Source organism: Fodinibius salicampi (genome assembly GCF_039545095.1).
Lineage (GTDB): Bacteria > Bacteroidota > Rhodothermia > Balneolales > Balneolaceae > Fodinibius > Fodinibius salicampi.
In genome coordinates this window covers 703948-722920 of the sequence record NZ_BAABRS010000001.1, presented here as the reverse complement: position 1 = coordinate 722920, position 18973 = coordinate 703948, and the positions used below count along the sequence as shown (strand labels likewise).

The following is an 18973-nucleotide window of genomic DNA, read 5'->3' as shown; positions in this document are numbered from 1 at the left end:
GTTTTATAGTCAACTTTCAATAACCCTTTTTAGAAATGGCTGAAGAACAAGAAACTGCTGAACAGGTTGAGGAGGAGACGTTTAAGCCGAGTTCTCCAACATCGAAGCTAAATTTCAAAGATGTCTGGACCTACGATGATGCTCCCCAAAGTACTGATCATGCTAAAATAGATGACCAATACGGACATTTTATCGATGGTACTTTCCAGGAGCCAGTGAAGGGGCGGTACTTGCCTTCCATTAACCCTGCTACAGAAGAAGAACTCTCCTCTATAGCGGAAGGGACCCAGCAGGATGTAGATAAGGCTGTTAAATCTGCCCGCAAGGCCTATACCAAAATTTGGTCCAAGATTGACGCCTCTGAAAGAGGAAAATACGTTTTTCGCCTGGCCCGGTTGATTCAGGAACGTGCCCGTGAATTTGCTATCATTGAATCATTGGACGGCGGCAAGCCGATTCGTGAATCCCGGGACGTGGACATCCCCCTGGCAGCAGCTCATTTCTTCTACTATGCCGGATGGGCCGACAAACTTGACTACGCTTTTCCCGGGAAAAAAGCACATTCTCTGGGAGTAGCTGGACAAATTATTCCCTGGAACTTTCCCTTGCTGATGCTGGCCTGGAAGGTGGCTCCCGCCCTTGCCACAGGTAACACCGTAGTACTAAAACCCGCTGAAACCACCTCCCTGACCGCATTGAAATTTGCTGAACTTTGCCGGGATGCCGGACTTCCGGAAGGCGTTGTCAATATCGTTACCGGTACCGGACAAACCGGCTCGTTGATAGTGAACCATGAGGATGTTGATAAAATTGCCTTTACCGGATCAACGGAAGTTGGAAAAATTATTATGAAATCATTGGCCGGCACTGATAAAAAATATACGCTGGAACTGGGTGGCAAAGGTCCTAATATCATTTTTGAAGATGCCCCTGTCGACCAAGCCGTGGAGGGAATCATCAACGCTATCTTCTTCAACCAGGGACATGTTTGTTGCGCAGGTTCGCGGTTGCTGGTTCAGGAAGGAATCGCTGACCGGATTATCCAAAAGCTTCGTGACCGAATGGAAACACTGATTGTAGGGGATCCATTGGACAAAAATACAGATATCGGGGCTATTAACTCCGAGCAGCAGTACAACAAAATTAATGAATACCTTGAACTGGGAGTAAATGAAGGGGCCGAGATGTATCAGAGTTCTTGTACGCTTCCGGAACAGGGATATTTTTGTCGCCCTACCCTCTTTACAAATGTGAGTCAATCGAGCCGAATAGTTCGTGAAGAAATATTCGGTCCCGTATTAACTATCCAAACATTTAGAACAGCTGAGGAAGGTATTGAAAAAGCGAATAATACTGCCTATGGATTAGCTGGTGGAGTATGGACTGATAAAGGTTCCAAAATTTTTAAAGTGGGAAGTAAGATTCGCAATGGTGTGGTTTGGGCGAATACCTATAATCATTTTGATCCGACTTCACCTTTCGGTGGTTATAAAGAAAGCGGCAAAGGTCGTGAAGGTGGCCTGCAAGGATTGTACCCATATGTAAAACTAGAAAACTGATGGTATTGGTTGCCAAAGTCCAGATTAAATAAGTCGTATTATGTCAAATAGAATTGAAGTATTGAAAACATATAAAACCTACATAGGCGGTAATTTTCCCCGTACCGAGTCGGGGCGCTACTATAAAGTCTATGACGGCAATGGCAATATTCTGGCCAATGCCTGCCAGTGCTCGCGTAAAGATGTTCGCGATGCTGTTGTAGCCGCTCGATCGACCGTAGAAGGCTGGAGCAACCGAACCGCTTATAACCGCGGACAAATTCTCTACCGTATTGCAGAAATGCTCGAAACACGTAAGGCTCAATTTATTGAGGAATTGGAAACCATCGGCTATAAAAGCAAGGGCGCAAAGGCCGAAGTTAATGACTCTATTGACCGGCTAATTTATTACGCCGGCTGGGCAGATAAATATCAGCAGGTATTCGGAACTATAAATCCTGTCGCCAGTTCACACTTTAACTTTTCAATGCCCGAGCCTACCGGTGTGGTTAATGTCTGGGCACCAGAAGAACAACCACTACTGGGACTAATTTCTGTGATTACTCCTGTAATTGTAGGTGGAAATACCTGTGTAGTTTTAGCTTCAGAACAATATCCACTCTGTGCTGTAAGCTTTGCTGAAGTATTAAACTCTTCAGATGTACCCGGTGGTGTTGTGAATATTTTAACAGGTTTCCGGGAAGAATTACTTGAACATATGACGACCCATATGGATGTTAATGCTTTCTTTTATACCGATCCTGATATTGATCAGGATCAGCGGAAACAAATTGACGAGAACGGGGCTTTAAATTTAAAACATATTGTAAGAAAACCCGTTGAAAACTGGCAGGATAAAGAAACACAATCCCCCTATTTTATCACTGAATTCCAAGAAACCAAAACAACCTGGCATCCGGTAGGATACTGATCATATGAAAACTTTTTCAGGCTACTTATACTTAACCATTGCAATTGCTTTTATGGTCCTTCTAACTTCCTGTTCTACCATGCGACCGTCCGGGAATGATTCCGGCGGACCTGATTTAGAAGATGAGGAAGTTTCTACTGAAGAGGATATGGAAGCGTTGGAGCGATTGTTAACCCAACACAGGAGTTCCCTTGCTGACATCAATGAAACCAATGAAGAACTGGAAATTCCTCCGATCTTTACTCAAAATCCAGAGGATTCAGCAATAAGTAATCCCTATCAAGGATTTCGTGTTCAGCTCATTTCTACCCGAAATGTAGAAACAGCAGATTCCGTTGCGACCGAATTTGAGGATTGGGTGCAGGAAGAAGTTCCGCAATACCAGGCTCCGACCTACGTCTTTTTCAAGCAGCCCTATTACAGGGTACATGTGGGGGACTTTCAAAGCCGCTCCAAAGCAATAGGGTTTACCCGGTTGGTAAAAAAAGGATATCCTGAAGCCTGGATGGTTCCCGATCGTATTGACCCCGCTAATGTTCCGGCGGATAGCGTCAGCTTTGCGGCAGAAGATTCGTCAGAGACCAGTATTAATGATTACCAACTAAATTAAAAAAATACCATCCCGGTTGTCCAAAGTAATAACCATAGGCCATAGCTACTATTAAAAACAGGAGTTCCCCAGACAAGCCTTCCCCTGGATAAAACGTATACAATGAAAATATTTATATTTATACATTAAAACGGAAGAGCATTACATCCCCATCCTGTACCACATAATCCTTGCCTTCCTGACGCATCTCACCGGCATTTTTGACGGCCTTTTCAGAACCCAGTTCCTTATATTTTTTGTAACTGACTGTTTCAGCACGAATAAATCCTCGCTCGAAGTCGCTATGGATCACTCCTGCAGCTTCCGGAGCTTTTGCCCCTTTTCTGACAGTCCAGGCACGAGTTTCTTTAGGCCCAGTGGTAAAGTAGGTAATAAGTCCCAATTCTTTATAAGCAGCACGAATCAGCCGCTCAAGTCCCCCGCTTTCCACTCCTAGTTCTTCAAGAAAGGCCTGTTTTTCATCTTCATCAAGTTCAGCAATTTCTTCTTCAATTTTAGCACAAAAAGTAACCACCTCGTCATTAAAGCGATCAGCGATTTCCTGGACCTCATCAACCCATTGATTTCCGCTATCCAAGTCGTCTTCTGATACGTTACAGGCATATAAAACCGGTTTATCGGATAACAAAAAAAGCTCCCTGTAGGCTTGCTGCTCCTCTTCTTTGGCATCAAAGGTCCGTGCTGCATTTCCATTTTCGAGATGTTCCTTTAGGCGTTGCACTACTTCCATGCGCTTCAGATCTTCTTTCTCGCCGCTTTTTGCATCCCGTTTTAGACTCTCGAGGCGTTTCTCAACGGATTCGAGGTCTTTCAATATAAGTTCATCTTCAATGATATGCACATCACGCGTCGGATTGACATCGCCTTCCACGTGAATCACATTTTCATCATCAAAACAGCGGACAACATGAACAATCAAATCCACTTCCCGGATATGAGAAAGAAAAGCATTGCCCTTCCCCTTTCCTTCAGAGGCCCCTTTTACCAATCCAGCGATATCTACGAATTCAACACTGGTCGGGATCTTTTCCTCTGATCCGACAATCTCATAAAGGTTATCCAATCGTTTATCCGGTACGGGAACAACTCCAATATTTGGGTCAATAGTACAAAAAGGAAAATTAGCGGCGTCAGCTCCCGCATCGCTAAGGGCATTAAAAAGTGTGGACTTACCCACATTAGGTAGTCCTACAATTCCACATCGTAAGCTCATGTAAATAAATTAGTTATGAAAATTAGTTTAAGTACTTTTCATCTATACATTCCTGCTGAATAAATTCCTTTTCCGGCAGTTTTACTGCGGTCAGCTTGCCATATCCAACGCGTTGGTACACACAACCGGTGTCTATACCAATCATTTTGGAATCCTGTACGGGTTCGGGTCGGGGAGTATGACCAAAGATCACGGTCTTTTCCCAAGGCTTATCCATGGAATTGAGATGAGAACGCTCCCACAAGAATTTATCGATTTCTTGCTCGTCATTGAGGGATTCTGCAATAGTTTTGTCGGGCGAAAGCCCTGCATGCACAAAGAAGTAATCGTCCGTCTCGTAATAAAATTTTGTCTGCTCATAAAACTTTCGATGGGCCTTTGAAAGCTTAAAGCGCTTTCCATCTCGTTCATACGAATCAATAGTTTCTCTTCCTCCATTCATAATCCATAAACTCGTATCCCCCTCATCAATGGCATCGAGCATCATCTGCTCATGATTACCTCTCAAAAAGATACAATCTGCCTCTTCCTTAAAATCAAGCAGATAGTCAACGACTTCGCGTGAGCTTGGCCCCCGATCTATATAGTCTCCCAAAAACACAAAAGAACGGTTACCAAAATCATCCAACTTTTCTATTAAAGCCTTAAGTGATTCTGCGCAACCATGTACATCTCCAATAGCAATATACTTCTTTTTTTTCACACTAGGGTTTATTCTAATTTAAAGAGGTTTCAATGAGGCCCCTGCCCTTTTTATTAATTCTACCGTCTTTTTGGAGCTGTTCAAGGGCGGAATCCAGAATACCATTTACAAAATTCCCAGATTGTTTCGTTGAAAACTTTTTGGCGATCTCAATCGCCTCATTAATTGTTACCTTTGGAGGGATTTCCTCAAAGAAAAGAAATTCTGTAATAGCCATCTCGAGAATAAGACGGTCGATAGTGTTCAAACGCTCTATTTTCCAGTTATTAATATGATTTTGAATAATCTCATCAACCGTTTCACTATTATTAACTGCTTTTAAAAACAGGCGCTCTGCAAATTTAAAATTTTCTTTATCATCCTTGAGCCTGGGTTTAAGCACTGAATTTGTAATATGAGTCCACTTGCCTTTACTAATTGCATTGGCATAGAGTGCTTGCAAAACTGCTTTTCTTGCTTTTCTTCGTTGAGACATACTATATATTGGCGAAAATTTCAGGAAGCTTAAAAATACAAAACCTACTCTACAGCTGAAAGCTAAATGAATGAAATATTTATTCTTGCTAACTAGCCCCAAAGATGACTATATTAGCGCTCCAGTTACATTGGGGTGCTTAGCTCAGCTGGTTTAGAGCGCTACCCCGACACGGTAGAGGTCACTGGTTCGAATCCAGTAGCACCCACTTAGACCCTGCAAGCCATTGGCTTGCAGGGTTTTATAATTTATAGTAGAAACATTGGCACAAACTTATTCTCAAGTGTTTACCTTACCAATACTTATAAAACTATATGTAATTTTGTCATGATCCTGATTTAGTATGGATCCCTATTTATCTTAACCCACAAAATTATGAGAATTCCATCACTTTTTATCATACTGCTGGCAGGTAGTCTATTGTTATCGGCCTGTAGCAAAACCGATAGTCAATCAAGAAAAATGACCGATAATCCCCTGTTTTCCCCGAGTTCACTCCCCTTTGAAGCACCTGATTTCGATGCAATTAATGTTGAACATTTTCGTCCTGCATTTGAAGCAGGCATGGAGGAAGAAATCAAAGAGATAGAGGCCATCGCTTCTAATCCCGAATCTCCCACTTTTGAAAACACAATTGTGGCCATGGAGAAAAGCGGGGCGCTTTTGCGTCGCACACAATCGGTGTTTTACAACCTGACCTCAGCCCATACGAATGACAAAATACAGGAGATTCAAAAGGAAATGGCGCCCAAGCTGTCAGCCCATTCCGATGATATACTGCTGAATGCCAAGCTTTATGAACGGATAAAAACCCTCTATGAAGGGCGTGATGAACTCGATCTGGATGAATCCTCACTGAAACTACTGGAAGACACACATCGCGATTTTGTACGTGCCGGTGCTCAACTAACCGAAGATGAAAAGCAGCGCATGCGTGAAATCAATGAACGAATCTCTACGCTGACTACGGAGTTTCAAGAGAATTTGCTTGAATTAACCAAGGAGCGAGCCGTAGTGGTAGATGATAGAAAAAAACTAGACGGACTCAGTGAAGACCGTATTGCTGCTGCTAAAGAAGCCGCCGCCGAACGCGGTCACGACAATCAGTATCTGCTTACCATTACCAATACCACCCGGGTGCCCATTCTAAAGGAATTAAATGACCGGGAATTGAGACAGCGAATCTGGGAGGCTTCTGCCTACCGCGGTATCGGTGAAAATGGCGGTATTGATAACCGCCCGATTATCCTGGATCTGGCCGAATTACGTGCAGAAAGAGCCGAATTGCTGGGCTATGAAAACCATGCCGCATATAAATTAGAGCCTCAGACCGCAAAGACACCTGAGGCTGCGCTTGACATGCTCACCGACCTGGTTCCACCGGTTATTAATAATACCGAACAGGAAGCAGAAGCTATCGAAGAGATGATGAGGAAGGAAGGTATTGAGGAAGAAGTGAAGCCGTGGGACTGGAACTACTACGCTGAGAAGGTCCGCCAGGCCGAATATAATATCGATCAATCGGAGGTTCGTCCTTATTTTGAGTTAGACCGTGTGTTAAAAGATGGAGTATTCTATACGATGAATAAGCTCTTTGGGATTAGTTTTGAAGAACGCCATGATCTTCCCGTCTACCATCCCGATGTTCGTGTATTTAACGTCTATAATGAAGATGATTCACAGATCGGACTTTTTTACGCCGATTACTTTGAGCGCGATTCTAAGCGTGGTGGAGCTTGGATGAATTCCTTTGTGTCACAGTCGCATCTGCTCGATAAGAAGCCAGTCATCGTGAATGTAATGAATATTCCAAAGCCGGCCGAAGGCGAACCTGCCCTCATCAGTTTTGACAATGTAACTACTATGTTCCATGAAATGGGACACGCAGTACACGGACTCTTTTCGGATGTAAAATATCCCTCTCAGTCTGGTACATCGGTTCCTCGTGATTTCGTGGAGTTTCCTTCTACTTTTGAAGAGGACTGGGCCATCCAGCCCGAAGTACTGGAAAATTACGCTGTTCATTACGAAACCGGAGAACAGATCCCGCAGGATCTCCTTGACAAGGTTATTGCCGCACGCGACTTCAACCAGGGTTTTGATACCCAGGAATACCTGGCAGCTACCATGCTGGATATGGAGTGGCATCTGCTGGGTACGGAAGATATTCCTGAAGATATGCAGGCATTTGAAAATAAAGCTCTTGCCAAATATAATCTGGATATGGAAGCAGTACCTCCACGGTACAAGTCGCCCTACTTCGCACATATCTTTTCGGGAGGTTATGCGGCCAACTACTACGCCTATATTTGGAGTGAGGTCCTTGCTGCCGATGCTTTTGCATATATGCAGGAAGAAGGTGGACTTGAAAGAGAAAACGGCGATCGTTTTCGACAGTATATTCTATCACAGGGTGGCAGCCAGGAAGCAATGGAGCTCTATCAAGAATATCGCGGCCAGGAACCGGATGTGAAGCATCTCCTGGAAAGAAGGGGGCTCAACACGGACCGGTAAGCTGTTCTGCCTATTTCCCAAGAACTCAAAGACCCATATGAAAAAAGTAGCCCTGTTTGTGGATGTACAGAATATCTATTACACCAATCGGGAAGCCTTTAGCTGTAATTTTGATTACAATACTTTCTGGGATCGGGCTACCTCGAACCGGGAAGTGTTGAAGGCTTATGCCTATGCCATCCACCGGGATGACGAGAAGCAAAAGCAGTTCCAGAACATCCTCCGTGGGATCGGTTTCGAAGTAAAACTGAAGCCTTTCATACAGCGAAGTGACGGCTCAGCAAAAGGAGACTGGGATGTGGGAATTACCATTGATGTCATGGAGTGGGCCCAAAAAGCAGATATTATCGTACTGGCCTCTGGAGACGGCGACTTTGCCCTGCTCGCGGATAAAGTAAAAGAAGATTATGACGTAACGATGGAGGTATATGGAGTAGAGCAGCTTACGGCAGCCTCGCTCATTAATGCGGCAAGCAAATTTATTCCCATTAAAAAGGACCTATTACTAAAATAAAGACTCTGGTTAGGTCTGCGGGGAATATCATCAGCTTCTACATATTTCTCAGAATGAATACTCTGAATTGGACAAGGATATTGTACCTTCCCCCCGCTTGTTAATGCCAAGCGGAGGATTTGGCTAGATGCTGAGAGTGCCTTAATACAAGAAGGTATATTTTATTTTAGCCAGAAACACATTCTGAGGGAATATATCAAAAGTATCACCTATGCGATCTCCTATCGACCTATTGTAGGGTGAAGGTGTTTGGGGAGCCAGTGGGTTTTGCTGGTTTCGTTGACTTCTTCCTTGTGTCCAGACTAAAAAGAGGGTGGATCCCGGACGATATTCCCATCGCAGCACCACATTTGACTGTAAACTGTTTAATGTAAAATCGTTCCTTTTGGGATACGGATCAAACCCGGCTAGCTGATCCGGGTTTTGCAGGATTCGGAACTTTTCAAAATGTCCGCGCGCCAGGAACAGCTGACTATAGAGTTGTAATGAAAGATCCGGTGTGAAGGTTACGGTGCCTCGCAATGTAAAATCGAGAGAGCGCGTATCCCGGCCTCCAAAGACAGGAACATAATATTGACCTGTATCGTAAGGCTCTACATCAGATAAAATGTTGTTAAGCATTCCTTCGTCATTAAAATTGACATAGTCATCATTATCCAGCTGATCGGGGGATGCTGATTCTTGTCCGATTTGCCATCCCCCGTCTACGCTTCTAAAAGATTCGTTCGATACCCAAGCCGTAACATTGTTTTCCCATTCCCCTTCCAGGTTTCCGGATAAAGATAACCGGCTTCCGGCATCCCAGTCGGCACGCAAACCCATGCTATAGCCTCGGCCACCGTCACTTGTTATGGTATAGGCTACTTCCGGTTCTACTTCCCAGTTCCGCCGGTCATCCGTCTCAAGTTCTGATACGAATTCAATACTCGAGGGACGAGCCCAGGGACCAAGACCTCTTGTCTCATAGAGATCGTAGCCGCCGAAAATATTCTCAAATGATGTACCTACTTCAAATTGCTGAAAGCTTTCCAATATCCATTGAGATTCTATATCCAAGTTTAAGCCAAGATCTAATTTCTCCTGATAAGAAAATTGTTGAAGCCCAAACACATTTACATTTGCACGTTGAAAAGATCCAAATGGCTGACCTCCATTAATTTGATATTCAATTTCACTCAGAGTGGCAATGAAATTATTTTCGCGAAGTTGACCCAACTCATTGGGATTAAATTGGTCGCTGAATACATCAACTCCTGCAAAGCCATTAATTACTCCCTGCCGCTTTCTCATCCACATCTTGCCTGCAAAACCGGTCTGGGCATCCCGGTTTTCTGTCGTCCAGTTACGGTGAGTAAATGCTGTAAACCCTTCAATGCCATATCGGTTATCAAGCATTCGAAGATCCCAATCAGCTCCACCCGACAGGGACTGTATCCGCCCCTCATCCTGTTTATTTGGCCCGTCAAAAACGGTAAGCATCCCTCCTGCACTGGAAAAATCTCCCAGTTGCTGACTCATACGAGCCACTCCGGAATTACGGGTTGGAGAAAAATCATCTCCGGTAGTAGCTCCTAAAACACCAAAAGAGAGGCCTTTTGCAGTCCGTCCAGAAATCTTCGTAGCTCCAATAATGGGATCACTAGCCCCGATTCTTCTTGTGTAAAGCAGCTCACCCGGTCCTACCGAAAACTCGTAGATACTAGCCCCTTCCAAAAAGAACGGACGACGTTCATCATAGAAGGTTTCAAAGGCTGTCAGGTTTAGAACTGCGGGGTCAGATTCTACTTGTCCAAAGTCCGGATTAACAGTTGCATCCATGGTAATATTTGGACCTAACCCAATTTTAATGTCGCCGCCAACATCCATGCTAGATTGGGTGGCCAGTTCCCCCGGATTAGTCTCACTTTCGTAAGTATTGAGTCGTCCAAGTGAATAGGGAGTAACCTGTATATTGGGCCTGGGCTTTATGTTTCTAATTTCTGTCAAACGACCAAAACGGGCTACCAGATTTTCCCGTTCAGTTCGTGGAATTAGGGGCCATTCTGACTCTTCTCCCTGGCGAGGAATGCGGCGGGAAAAATGAATTCCCCACGTTTGAAGCTCTTCCTCTGAGAAGCGTAACATGCTGTAAGGGATTTCCATCTCAACTATCCATCCTTGATCAGTTACATTTGCACTGGAGTACCAGACAGCATCCCAGGAAGTATCCATGCCCGGTGTTGGGCCTCCACCCCCTCCGGTACGAAATGCATCGAACTGTACCCCTGCAGCATTGACCCCGAAGCTATAGGCTGTTCTTCGATCAAAATAGGAATCAATGGATACCAAGAACCAATCTGCTCTGTTGTATTCATCACGCCGGCCTAATGTTTGTTCAATTTTTTGAGGCTCATCGTCATATAATATAGCTCCTATATAAATACTACCATTACCATAAAGAACACGTACCTCTGTAGATTGGGAGGCGTTGTCCCCTTCCCTGGGTTCAAATTGCCGGAATCCCGATACGGCTTCGGCCTGTTGCCAGACCACTTCATCAAGTCTCCCATCAACGGAAATAGAGGATTCTACCTGATATGCTGAAACCGAGGGGAGCGAATTTTGGGCAAACAGAAGGCCGGTGGGCATAAGAAATAATATCACCACACAGACGCATAACCTATTGACTATAAATGGTACAATTTCCTGTTCAAAACTATCAGAATGCATGCTGTATTGATTTTTTAATCGAAAAAATAAATGGAACTCTTCCAATAGAGGTGTCAAAGTTTAGTATGCTTCTAATTTAGTTAGATGAACCCTTTGATAAAATTAACTTAATGTATAAAGCAAAACTGAAGGAAATTGATACGTTATTCAAAAAGACTTAAAGTGTTTAAATAACATGTTAAGCAGGATCAACGTCATAAATAAAATAGGTAAATTATTTTACTAATGGACGTTCTATTATCTAACGACAGTTATTCCGTTGATCCTGTCTTATAATAAATTATTGGTTATTCTTCGAGCGGCATCTTTTTAAAACGCAGATCCTCCCAAGGACCACCGTCTTCGAATTTTTCCGGCTCAAGCGTCCGGGCCCTGGGATCTTCTGCCATTGCCTGTTGCAGTACCATCCAGCGGGGATAAGGAACGCCCGGATCGGAAACCTCATCAAGCAGTTCTAAATCTTCTTCTGAGAGTTCGAGATCCACCGCCTTAATATTATCTTCCAGATGTTTATGCTTGCGGGCAGCGATTAATACGCTGCTGATATTATCTCTGGAGAGCGTCCAGGCAATGGCTACCCGGGCTGGACTTACCCCGTGGCGTTTGCCCACTTTATGCAAGGCATCAACGATCTCAAAACCCTTATCAATATCAAAAGGAACGAATTGGCCTGCTTCAGCAAATCGCGAATTTTCGGGAGGTGGATTGTTACGATCGTATTTTCCTGAAAGAAAACCACCGGCCAGCGGACTCCACACAATAATACCCATATCATGATAATCCGCAAACGACATAAAATTATGCTCCAGATCCCGGCCAACCAAGCTATAATACATCTGCGCAGTTATATATTTTTCCAAGCCCTGTCGTTCTTGCAATCCTAAAGCAGTAGCTGCCTGCCAGGCCATATAGTTACTGAGTCCAATGTACCGCACTTTGCCTTGCCGGACTAAGTCATCAAGAGCCCGCAAGGTTTCTTCCAGCGGAGTATAAGGATCCCAGCTATGTACTTGGTAGAGATCAATGTAGTCGGTCTTTAAACGTCGCAGACTTGCCTCAACCTCACGCATAATATTTACGCGTGTGGCCCCGCTATGGTTTATGTTCTCATCCATTGGCAGGCGAAATTTAGTCGACAGAACAATTTCATCCCGGATGCCTTCTAAAGCGTTACCCAGCAACTTTTCACTTTCACCCAGACTGTAAACATCTGCCGTATCGATGTAGTTAATACCATGATCAAGAGCAAACTTTACCATTTCATTTGTCTCTTCCTGACCAAGTCCACCCATCTGCATATCTTCTCCAAATTGCATGGTACCAAGCCCAACTTCACTTACAATGAGTCCGCTGTTCCCCAATTTTCTATATTTCACTATTAAGCCTCCACTATTTAATTAAGTCTTTACCGTATGATAAAAGAACAAAAAATCAGTTTCCCCGTTCCTTTTCTGGTTTATTATTAAACTGATAATTAGATAAATAACCGTATATGAAAATTAATAACAAAAATAAAAAAGTCCTGTATTAAATAAATACAGGACTTCTCAAAAACAAATGGGGATATGGCATATTTATTCATAACTCATACACGTGAGTCTGAGTTACGAAACGTTCCGTTTAGGACTCTTCAATTCTAAAGGTAACCGGCAGGGAATATTTAACTTTTACAGCCTTTCCACCCTGTTTACCCGGAGTAAATTTAACCTTTTTAATTGCTTCTACTGCAGCCTCGCCACAACCTCCGCCGATGTCTCTTAACACTTCAGGATTTTGGGCATTCCCGTTTTCATCCACTATAAGTTGCAGATAAACTCTGCCCGATATGCCTTCACTTATAGCTTTCTGGGGATATTTTATTTTTTTATAAAGGGCTGATAATCCTCCCTCTATTTCTGGCATTACATCAACCACGGTATGTATTTCACCCGAGGCACTCTGACTCATCGCAGGCCGACTAAATACAAAAGTAAAAAGGAGGCATGCGAATAAACCCATTGAAAAACTTGACGAAAGAATGATATATTTGATTGAAATCTGCATGATATTTATTTAGGCGGTTGTAATTAAAAGGGACTGGTTTAATGTTTTAATGATAGATATTATATAAATAGATGAAATTTGGTTGTTGCACACACACTAAAAACTATTGAAAGCTTCCTGATCCTCTTCAAAAAGGACATTTCCATTCTTACCATTATCCTCTTTGGTAGAATAATTTTTGTCGTAATAATTACTTGACTCGGATATCCTATTATCCTTATGTCCGTTTGAGGATAATTCTCCATTGTACTCTTCGAAATCATCCTCTTCATTTTCCATATCATCGGTCGCATTTCTTTTCCCCACCAGCGATTCAAGGGATTCTACAATTTTCGTTAATTCTTTAGCCTGGGATGACAATTGCTCCGCTGAACTTGCAGATTCCTCAGAGTTGGAAGCATTATTCTGCACATTTTTATCCAGATCGTGCATCACTGAATTCATCTCCTCAATACCCTTACGCTGCTCGGATGATGCCGCTGATATTTCAACAACCAACGTATTTACATCGCTGACACTTTCCTCAATTTGCTGAAGGTTTTCTGAAACTTCATCAGCGACTTTTGCTCCTCTTTCCGAGCTCTCCTGGGAACTCTCAATTAGTTCAGAAGTATTTTTAGCAGCTTCAGCACTTCGTTGCGCCAAGCTTCTCACCTCTTCTGCAACCACCGCAAATCCTTTACCTGCCTCACCAGCCCGTGCGGCCTCTACTGCCGCGTTGAGTGCTAATAAATTGGTTTGGAACGCGATATCATCAATGGTTTTAATAATCTTTGACGTTTCTAATGAAGATTCGTGGATCTCCTCCATAGCCTCATTCATTCGCTCCATTGCTTCTACTCCATCCTCTACCCTCGGTTTCGCCTCTTTCATTGCAACTTCAGCTTGCTTGGCGTTTTCAGCCGTTTGTTTTGATTGAGCTGAAATCTCTTCAAGAGAAGCTGTAGTTTGCTGGAGTCCGGCTGCCTGTTGGTTTGAGCTTTCAGCTAATTCCTGACTCGTACCGCTCATCTGTATCGCGGATTCGTTTACCTGTTGAGCCCCTGCAGAAAGACGTTCAATAATATCATTCAAAACATTATTTATAGACATTCGCATGAATAGTCCGAATACGATTGTCCCGGCTAAAGCCAAAAGAACCCCAATACCCAGAAATGAGACATAACTCGTTACAGTAGAACTCATCAGCTCTCCCTGTTCATCGGCCCACGTTTTGGAATGATCGGCTAATGTGGAGGCATTATTAATGATCTGGTTATAGGCTTCTACCCGGATCTGCTCCTGCTTATCCACCGTATTCCGGGCCGTAATCATCGCTTTAATGGCCTCAACATTGTCATTAAGCACAGCAAGGGCAATACTCAGCAGCATATCTCCTTCAGGATCTGACACCCCTTCATATAAATTACCCAGTTCTGAGCGGAGATTATCAAAATCAGACTCCAGACTTGCCAGCTGATCAGTATTATTTAAAGCTTCTGACTGCCATAATGAACTGGTATTGTTTAAGAATTTTTTAGTAATCTCATCGGCTTTGGCGATCCCTTCCTGAACTTGCTGTATCTCCTGGGCATTATTAAGCGTTTTAATTTTTGAGGTTCCAATGGCCACAAATTCGTCCATGCTGCTTACAAACTCTCCGGATGCCTCCCCCGTATTCCTTCTATATTGGATTAAATCCTGTATTGCCTGGTGAAAAAGATCTACTGCTTCTTTATAATTGACGTGAGCCTGTTCAATATTATTGAGTTCTGCTTTAAATTCCTGGAGATCATAGGTTTCGGCCAGAGTCTTGCCACTATCGATTTCTGTTTTTACCTGCTGTAAACGACTGATCGCCTTATCATACAATTCCTCTTCATGAGTTCTGCTGTACATAGAAAGATTGTAGCCAGCCTCCCACATATTCTTTTCTATAGCATTTGCCACATCCCATTCAGAGATATTTACATCAACAAGCTGATCGGAATAGTTGTTAATCGTATAAAGAGAAACAATAGCCGCAAGGCCAACAATCAGGGTAATTGCTGAACCACCAACAACGATATACATAATACGTTTACCGATCGTTTTGTTAGCATCACCGGTGGTTGATAAAAATTTATCGAAAAGATTTTTAATAAAGCTCATATAAGAGACATTTTAATTTCTGATGGTATCTTGAATCTAGGTGTAGGGATAAAGAATACTGCAGAGACCCCGAATTGTTATTACTTCTACTCATCTCTAGCAGTGTTATCGGAGGTATTAAGAATTTCTTAAGAAATAATTTAAAAGCTTACTTTTGCACCAGCCTCAATCATAATAACCGTCCGTACAGGTGTTCATTATTATTATCTGCGAGGAGTTTATATCTTTTGCCTTCTTATTTTAAAAACTATGCTAAACTTGCAATAAAGATGGAAAAACTGAGCACAAAAGAAATTCTACACCAAAATCTGGAGCGTACAACACCGGGTAAGCTGGGTGATGTAAAAATACTGCTCCATAATGTCCGCAGCATGCATAATGTGGGTGCGGCCTTTCGAAGTGCTGATGCTTTTGGTATTCACCAATTATTGCTCTCAGGATATACTCCTACTCCACCGCGTCCTGAAATCAGTAAAACAGCTATAGGGGCCGAAAAGCATATCGAGTGGCAATCATCGGAAAACCCTGTCCAAACGATTAAAGAATTAAAAAAAGAAGATTATTGCCTCATAGCGCTTGAACAGATGACAGGAAGTATTCTGCTTCCCGACTATCCCCTGCCTGAGAAACAGAAAATTTGCCTGGTATTTGGAAATGAGGTAACGGGAATCGATGAAGAATTACTCCCTTACATAGATGATTTTGTGGAAATCCCGCAATATGGCCATAAACACTCCCTGAACGTATCGGTTACGGTTGGGGTAGCCCTCTATGCCTTTTTACAAAAATATTGGTAAAAAGTTATAGCCAGTGTTGCACTTAAAAAGAATAGAAGAGCGTTAAACGAGGCACAATATCAGCATCCGGACTATTTCCCTGCTCATCTACCCTATACAGAACGGACTCGATATTAGGCATTAAATGTACCTGCTCTGCCAGGCTGATGTCCACCCCTCCTACTAAAAAAAGCGGCTTCCCCTGGTCGCTCATTGGCAGATAACTGGTGGTTGGTCCCCCGGCATAGGGATCAAGCAGGTGATCAGCCCGGATAAAACCATGAAGCTTATCATTTATCTTTGCATTGGCAAATACAGAAACAAGATCCAATTCAGTAGGACCAGTTCCTAGTAGTGCCTCAAGGTGCTGACGGGCATACAGAAAGCCAACATTTAGTTCCTCAGATTCATAGCCGGTAAAGCCCTGCAGGGTATAATGGTCCCGCGCACCCGGTTCATCACCGGTAGAATTATAGTCAAAATATCCCTGTACAACCCAGTTCTCAGTGATATAGTAACCCAGGGCGCCCATAATTTTTTTACCCTTATTCATCTCGGTGCCATTACTATTCCCATTGCCCAGGAAGAAATGGTAGTTCCATTTTTCCTCACTGCCCAATGCCCCTTTAAAGGCGATCCCAAAATCACGGGAGCTTCCAAAACTGAACAGATCCTGAGGAGCTTTTTCAACAGCACGATATCCCCAAACATCTTCAGTTAGTCCAAAAGTTGGAGACCCCGAAATACCGGCCAGTATCTGGTGCTGTTCATTCGACCATTTCAGGTAGGCATCTTTTACTACAGTACTCATTTTACTTCCACTCGATAAGTCACCCGGATTACTCATCTCCAGCCGTACTCTGCTGGAAAATGAATTCCCCAAATCATGTTCGTAGGTCAGGTAAATTCTACGGAACCAAAATCCATTTTTCCCCTCGTAACTATCATTATGGCTCTGTGCAAACCAATAGTAATCGGTATATGCTAAACCTTTAAGAGTGCCATTTTCGCCGACTGAAAGCTGTCCATATACATTACTAGCCAATAATAGGAAAACAGTGATACAGAGATATACCGCGCGTTTCATAAATGATATTTTAATTTGTATGAAAGTGTACTGATCTATTTTTATTCCGCTTTTACAAACCAATCCGCAAGCGGTATCGGATCAAATATATTTTTAAACTATCCGGCAGAGAATGAGCCTATTTTTCTTCATTTCCATTCTCATCATTAGTCCCATTCCCATTCTTCGACTTCATTTTCTGATGCTTAAGGACTTTCGCTTCGATATAAAAAATGAGTTCTTCTGCAATATTTTTCGTGAGGTCACCAACCCGCTCCAGTTTCCGGATAATCGAAAACAGGTAAAGATAGTTTTGGGTATGTTCTACATCTGCACTAATTAGTTCGGTCGTTATCGAAGAAGCCTCCCTGTTAATCTGGTTGAGCGTTTTATCCAGTTTAAAGACCTTGCGGGCTAAATCTGTATCCTCGGTGATAAAGGCATTAAATATATTACTCATCATGCGGAGTGAGGTTTTATACATCTTATCTAACTGCATTTTTTTGATGGATTCCTCATCCATCGCCTCACCGAAATCCAGTATATATTTGGCGATACTGTTAGCATGATCTCCAATACGCTCCAGGTCAGAGTTTATTTTAAAGGAAGCCATCACAAACCGAAGATCTACAGCAACGGGATTATACAGGGCTAGTAGGTTTTCGCAATCCCGGTCGATTGTGAGCTCCAGGCTATCTACCCTTTTTTCATTGATGGTAATTTCTTCAGCCAGCTCTTCATCAAAACTGTCCAGTGCCCGCTGACCTTTTTCCAGCTGATTCTTAACCATGAACATCAGCTCTAAGATATTGTCTTTCAGTAACTTAATTTCATTATCTAAATTTGACATAAATCAAACCTCTTCGTTTATAAATTTGGAAATATTATCCAAAACGACCGGTTATATAATTTTGTGTGCGATCTTTTTCCGGATTCGTAAATATTTTTTGTGTATCTCCATACTCAATGAGCTTTCCCATATAAAGGAAAGCGGTATTATCACTAATACGTCCTGCCTGCTGCATATTATGGGTTACAATAGCTATGGTATATTTCTTTTTGAGCTCGAAAATAAGCTCCTCAATTTTTGCGGTTGATATAGGATCAAGCGCAGAAGTGGGTTCATCCATGAGCAGCACGGAGGGTTTTACCGCCAGCGTACGAGCAATACAAAGGCGCTGTTGCTGTCCCCCGGAAAGAGATAGTGCCTGTTTTTCGAGATTATCTTTCACTTCATCAAAGAGCGTGGCCTGCTTCAGGGATTCAATTACACGCTGCTCAATAAATTCTTTATCCTTTATGCCCTGGATGCGCAATCCGTACGCCACATTTTCAAAAATTGATTTTGGAAAAGGATTTGGCTTCTGGAATACCATGCCGATTTTCTTCCGAAGCTCCTCTACTTTGACGGAGGGTTCATAAATATCTTGTCCCTCCAGCAGAATACTCCCATTCATCTTAAAACCGTCAATATAATCATTCATGCGATTGAATAAGCGAAGAAAAGTAGATTTACCGCAACCCGACGGACCAATAAAAGCAGTAATCGACTGCTCAAGAATATCTAATGAGATATCATAAACAGCCTGAAAATCGCCATAGAAGACATCAATATTTTTGGCCCGCAGCTTATAGTCTTTTGTTCCATCTGTAACTTTAGGCTTTGTTTTCTGCTTTGAAGCCTTAGGCCCTGACGGTTTTGAGCTAACTTCATCCATAGTTTAAAAATATCTTATCATCAAAATTATATA

The 18973-nt window shown here is 42.8% G+C and carries 16 protein-coding genes and 1 tRNA gene; 7 read left to right on the top strand and 10 right to left on the bottom strand.

The window, feature by feature from the left end:
• Positions 1-35: 35 nt before the first annotated feature.
• Genes ABEB05_RS02985 through ABEB05_RS02975 form a run of 3 tightly spaced genes read left to right on the top strand, consistent with a single transcriptional unit; the run spans position 36 to position 3079 of the window.
• Positions 36-1559 carry an aldehyde dehydrogenase family protein gene (locus tag ABEB05_RS02985; protein ID WP_265787400.1) on the top strand — a complete coding sequence of 508 codons (1524 nt, stop codon included), beginning with the start codon at positions 36-38 and terminating at the stop codon, positions 1557-1559.
• Positions 1560-1599: 40 nt separating this feature from the next.
• Positions 1600-2469 (top strand): aldehyde dehydrogenase family protein, encoded by an 870-nt coding sequence (locus ABEB05_RS02980; RefSeq protein WP_265787398.1) that lies wholly within the window; start codon positions 1600-1602, stop codon positions 2467-2469.
• A 4-nt stretch (positions 2470-2473) separates the two neighbouring features.
• A complete protein-coding gene (locus tag ABEB05_RS02975) occupies positions 2474-3079 on the top strand; it encodes an SPOR domain-containing protein (RefSeq protein ID WP_265787396.1) in 606 nt (201 codons plus the stop codon).
• 118 nt (positions 3080-3197) lie between these two features.
• On the opposite strand, the gene ychF is transcribed toward ABEB05_RS02975, so the two are convergent.
• Genes ychF through nusB form a run of 3 tightly spaced genes read right to left on the bottom strand, consistent with a single transcriptional unit; the run spans position 3198 to position 5572 of the window.
• Positions 3198-4292 carry a redox-regulated ATPase YchF gene (ychF, locus tag ABEB05_RS02970; protein ID WP_265787394.1) on the bottom strand — a complete coding sequence of 365 codons (1095 nt, stop codon included), beginning with the start codon at positions 4290-4292 and terminating at the stop codon, positions 3198-3200.
• 22 nt (positions 4293-4314) lie between these two features.
• The gene (locus ABEB05_RS02965; RefSeq protein WP_265787393.1) at positions 4315-4995 is read right to left on the bottom strand and encodes a metallophosphoesterase family protein; all 681 of its coding nucleotides are present in this window, start codon (positions 4993-4995) and stop codon (positions 4315-4317) included.
• Positions 4996-5008: 13 nt separating this feature from the next.
• Positions 5009-5572: a transcription antitermination factor NusB gene (nusB, locus tag ABEB05_RS02960; RefSeq protein WP_265787391.1), complete on the bottom strand. Its 564-nt coding sequence runs from the start codon at positions 5570-5572 to the stop codon at positions 5009-5011.
• A gap of 31 nt (positions 5573-5603) precedes the next feature.
• Here nusB and ABEB05_RS02955 point away from each other — a divergent pair.
• The 3 genes from ABEB05_RS02955 (at position 5604) to ABEB05_RS02945 (ending at position 8498) form a co-directional block, all read left to right on the top strand.
• Positions 5604-5678: transfer RNA gene (locus ABEB05_RS02955), tRNA-Val, on the top strand.
• A gap of 167 nt (positions 5679-5845) precedes the next feature.
• Entirely contained in the window at positions 5846-7984 is a 2139-nt protein-coding gene (locus ABEB05_RS02950; protein ID WP_265787389.1) for a M3 family metallopeptidase, read from the top strand.
• 37 nt (positions 7985-8021) lie between these two features.
• Positions 8022-8498, top strand: coding sequence for an NYN domain-containing protein (locus ABEB05_RS02945; RefSeq protein WP_265787387.1), 477 nt, complete (start codon positions 8022-8024; stop codon positions 8496-8498).
• 141 nt (positions 8499-8639) lie between these two features.
• On the opposite strand, the gene ABEB05_RS02940 is transcribed toward ABEB05_RS02945, so the two are convergent.
• The 4 genes from ABEB05_RS02940 to ABEB05_RS02925 form a co-directional block, all read right to left on the bottom strand.
• The gene (locus ABEB05_RS02940; protein ID WP_265787385.1) at positions 8640-11207 is read right to left on the bottom strand and encodes a DUF5916 domain-containing protein; all 2568 of its coding nucleotides are present in this window, start codon (positions 11205-11207) and stop codon (positions 8640-8642) included.
• A 287-nt stretch (positions 11208-11494) separates the two neighbouring features.
• Positions 11495-12583 carry an aldo/keto reductase gene (locus ABEB05_RS02935; RefSeq protein WP_265787383.1) on the bottom strand — a complete coding sequence of 363 codons (1089 nt, stop codon included), beginning with the start codon at positions 12581-12583 and terminating at the stop codon, positions 11495-11497.
• 244 nt (positions 12584-12827) lie between these two features.
• Positions 12828-13154 (bottom strand): energy transducer TonB, encoded by a 327-nt coding sequence (locus ABEB05_RS02930; protein WP_265787381.1) that lies wholly within the window; start codon positions 13152-13154, stop codon positions 12828-12830.
• A gap of 192 nt (positions 13155-13346) precedes the next feature.
• A complete protein-coding gene (locus ABEB05_RS02925; protein WP_265787379.1) occupies positions 13347-15380 on the bottom strand; it encodes a methyl-accepting chemotaxis protein in 2034 nt (677 codons plus the stop codon).
• 269 nt (positions 15381-15649) lie between these two features.
• Here ABEB05_RS02925 and ABEB05_RS02920 point away from each other — a divergent pair, with 269 nt between their 5' ends.
• Positions 15650-16177 carry an RNA methyltransferase gene (locus ABEB05_RS02920; protein WP_265787377.1) on the top strand — a complete coding sequence of 176 codons (528 nt, stop codon included), beginning with the start codon at positions 15650-15652 and terminating at the stop codon, positions 16175-16177.
• Positions 16178-16199: 22 nt separating this feature from the next.
• On the opposite strand, the gene ABEB05_RS02915 is transcribed toward ABEB05_RS02920, so the two are convergent.
• From ABEB05_RS02915 to pstB, 3 genes are all read right to left on the bottom strand, one after another.
• Positions 16200-17243 carry a hypothetical protein gene (locus tag ABEB05_RS02915; RefSeq protein WP_265787375.1) on the bottom strand — a complete coding sequence of 348 codons (1044 nt, stop codon included), beginning with the start codon at positions 17241-17243 and terminating at the stop codon, positions 16200-16202.
• Positions 17244-17361: 118 nt separating this feature from the next.
• Positions 17362-18072, bottom strand: coding sequence for a phosphate signaling complex protein PhoU (phoU, locus tag ABEB05_RS02910; protein ID WP_265787374.1), 711 nt, complete (start codon positions 18070-18072; stop codon positions 17362-17364).
• A gap of 34 nt (positions 18073-18106) precedes the next feature.
• Positions 18107-18940, bottom strand: coding sequence for a phosphate ABC transporter ATP-binding protein PstB (gene pstB, locus ABEB05_RS02905; RefSeq protein WP_265787372.1), 834 nt, complete (start codon positions 18938-18940; stop codon positions 18107-18109).
• Between the last annotated feature and the right edge of the window lie 33 nt (positions 18941-18973).

What these genes read in the sequence shown, in the direction of transcription:
- ABEB05_RS02950 (WP_265787389.1), top strand. Translation starts at nt 5,846, where the DNA reads ATGAGAATTCCATCACTTTTTATCATACTGCTGGCAGGTAGTCTATTG.
- ABEB05_RS02940 (WP_265787385.1), bottom strand. Translation starts at nt 11,207, where the DNA reads ATGCATTCTGATAGTTTTGAACAGGAAATTGTACCATTTATAGTCAAT.
- ABEB05_RS02915 (WP_265787375.1), bottom strand. Translation starts at nt 17,243, where the DNA reads ATGAAACGCGCGGTATATCTCTGTATCACTGTTTTCCTATTATTGGCT.
- ABEB05_RS02930 (WP_265787381.1), bottom strand. Translation starts at nt 13,154, where the DNA reads ATGAGTCAGAGTGCCTCGGGTGAAATACATACCGTGGTTGATGTAATG.
- ABEB05_RS02925 (WP_265787379.1), bottom strand. Translation starts at nt 15,380, where the DNA reads ATGAGCTTTATTAAAAATCTTTTCGATAAATTTTTATCAACCACCGGT.
- pstB (WP_265787372.1), bottom strand. Translation starts at nt 18,940, where the DNA reads ATGGATGAAGTTAGCTCAAAACCGTCAGGGCCTAAGGCTTCAAAGCAG.
- phoU (WP_265787374.1), bottom strand. Translation starts at nt 18,072, where the DNA reads ATGTCAAATTTAGATAATGAAATTAAGTTACTGAAAGACAATATCTTA.
- ABEB05_RS02945 (WP_265787387.1), top strand. Translation starts at nt 8,022, where the DNA reads ATGAAAAAAGTAGCCCTGTTTGTGGATGTACAGAATATCTATTACACC.
- ABEB05_RS02920 (WP_265787377.1), top strand. Translation starts at nt 15,650, where the DNA reads ATGGAAAAACTGAGCACAAAAGAAATTCTACACCAAAATCTGGAGCGT.
- ychF (WP_265787394.1), bottom strand. Translation starts at nt 4,292, where the DNA reads ATGAGCTTACGATGTGGAATTGTAGGACTACCTAATGTGGGTAAGTCC.
- ABEB05_RS02985 (WP_265787400.1), top strand. Translation starts at nt 36, where the DNA reads ATGGCTGAAGAACAAGAAACTGCTGAACAGGTTGAGGAGGAGACGTTT.
- ABEB05_RS02975 (WP_265787396.1), top strand. Translation starts at nt 2,474, where the DNA reads ATGAAAACTTTTTCAGGCTACTTATACTTAACCATTGCAATTGCTTTT.
- ABEB05_RS02980 (WP_265787398.1), top strand. Translation starts at nt 1,600, where the DNA reads ATGTCAAATAGAATTGAAGTATTGAAAACATATAAAACCTACATAGGC.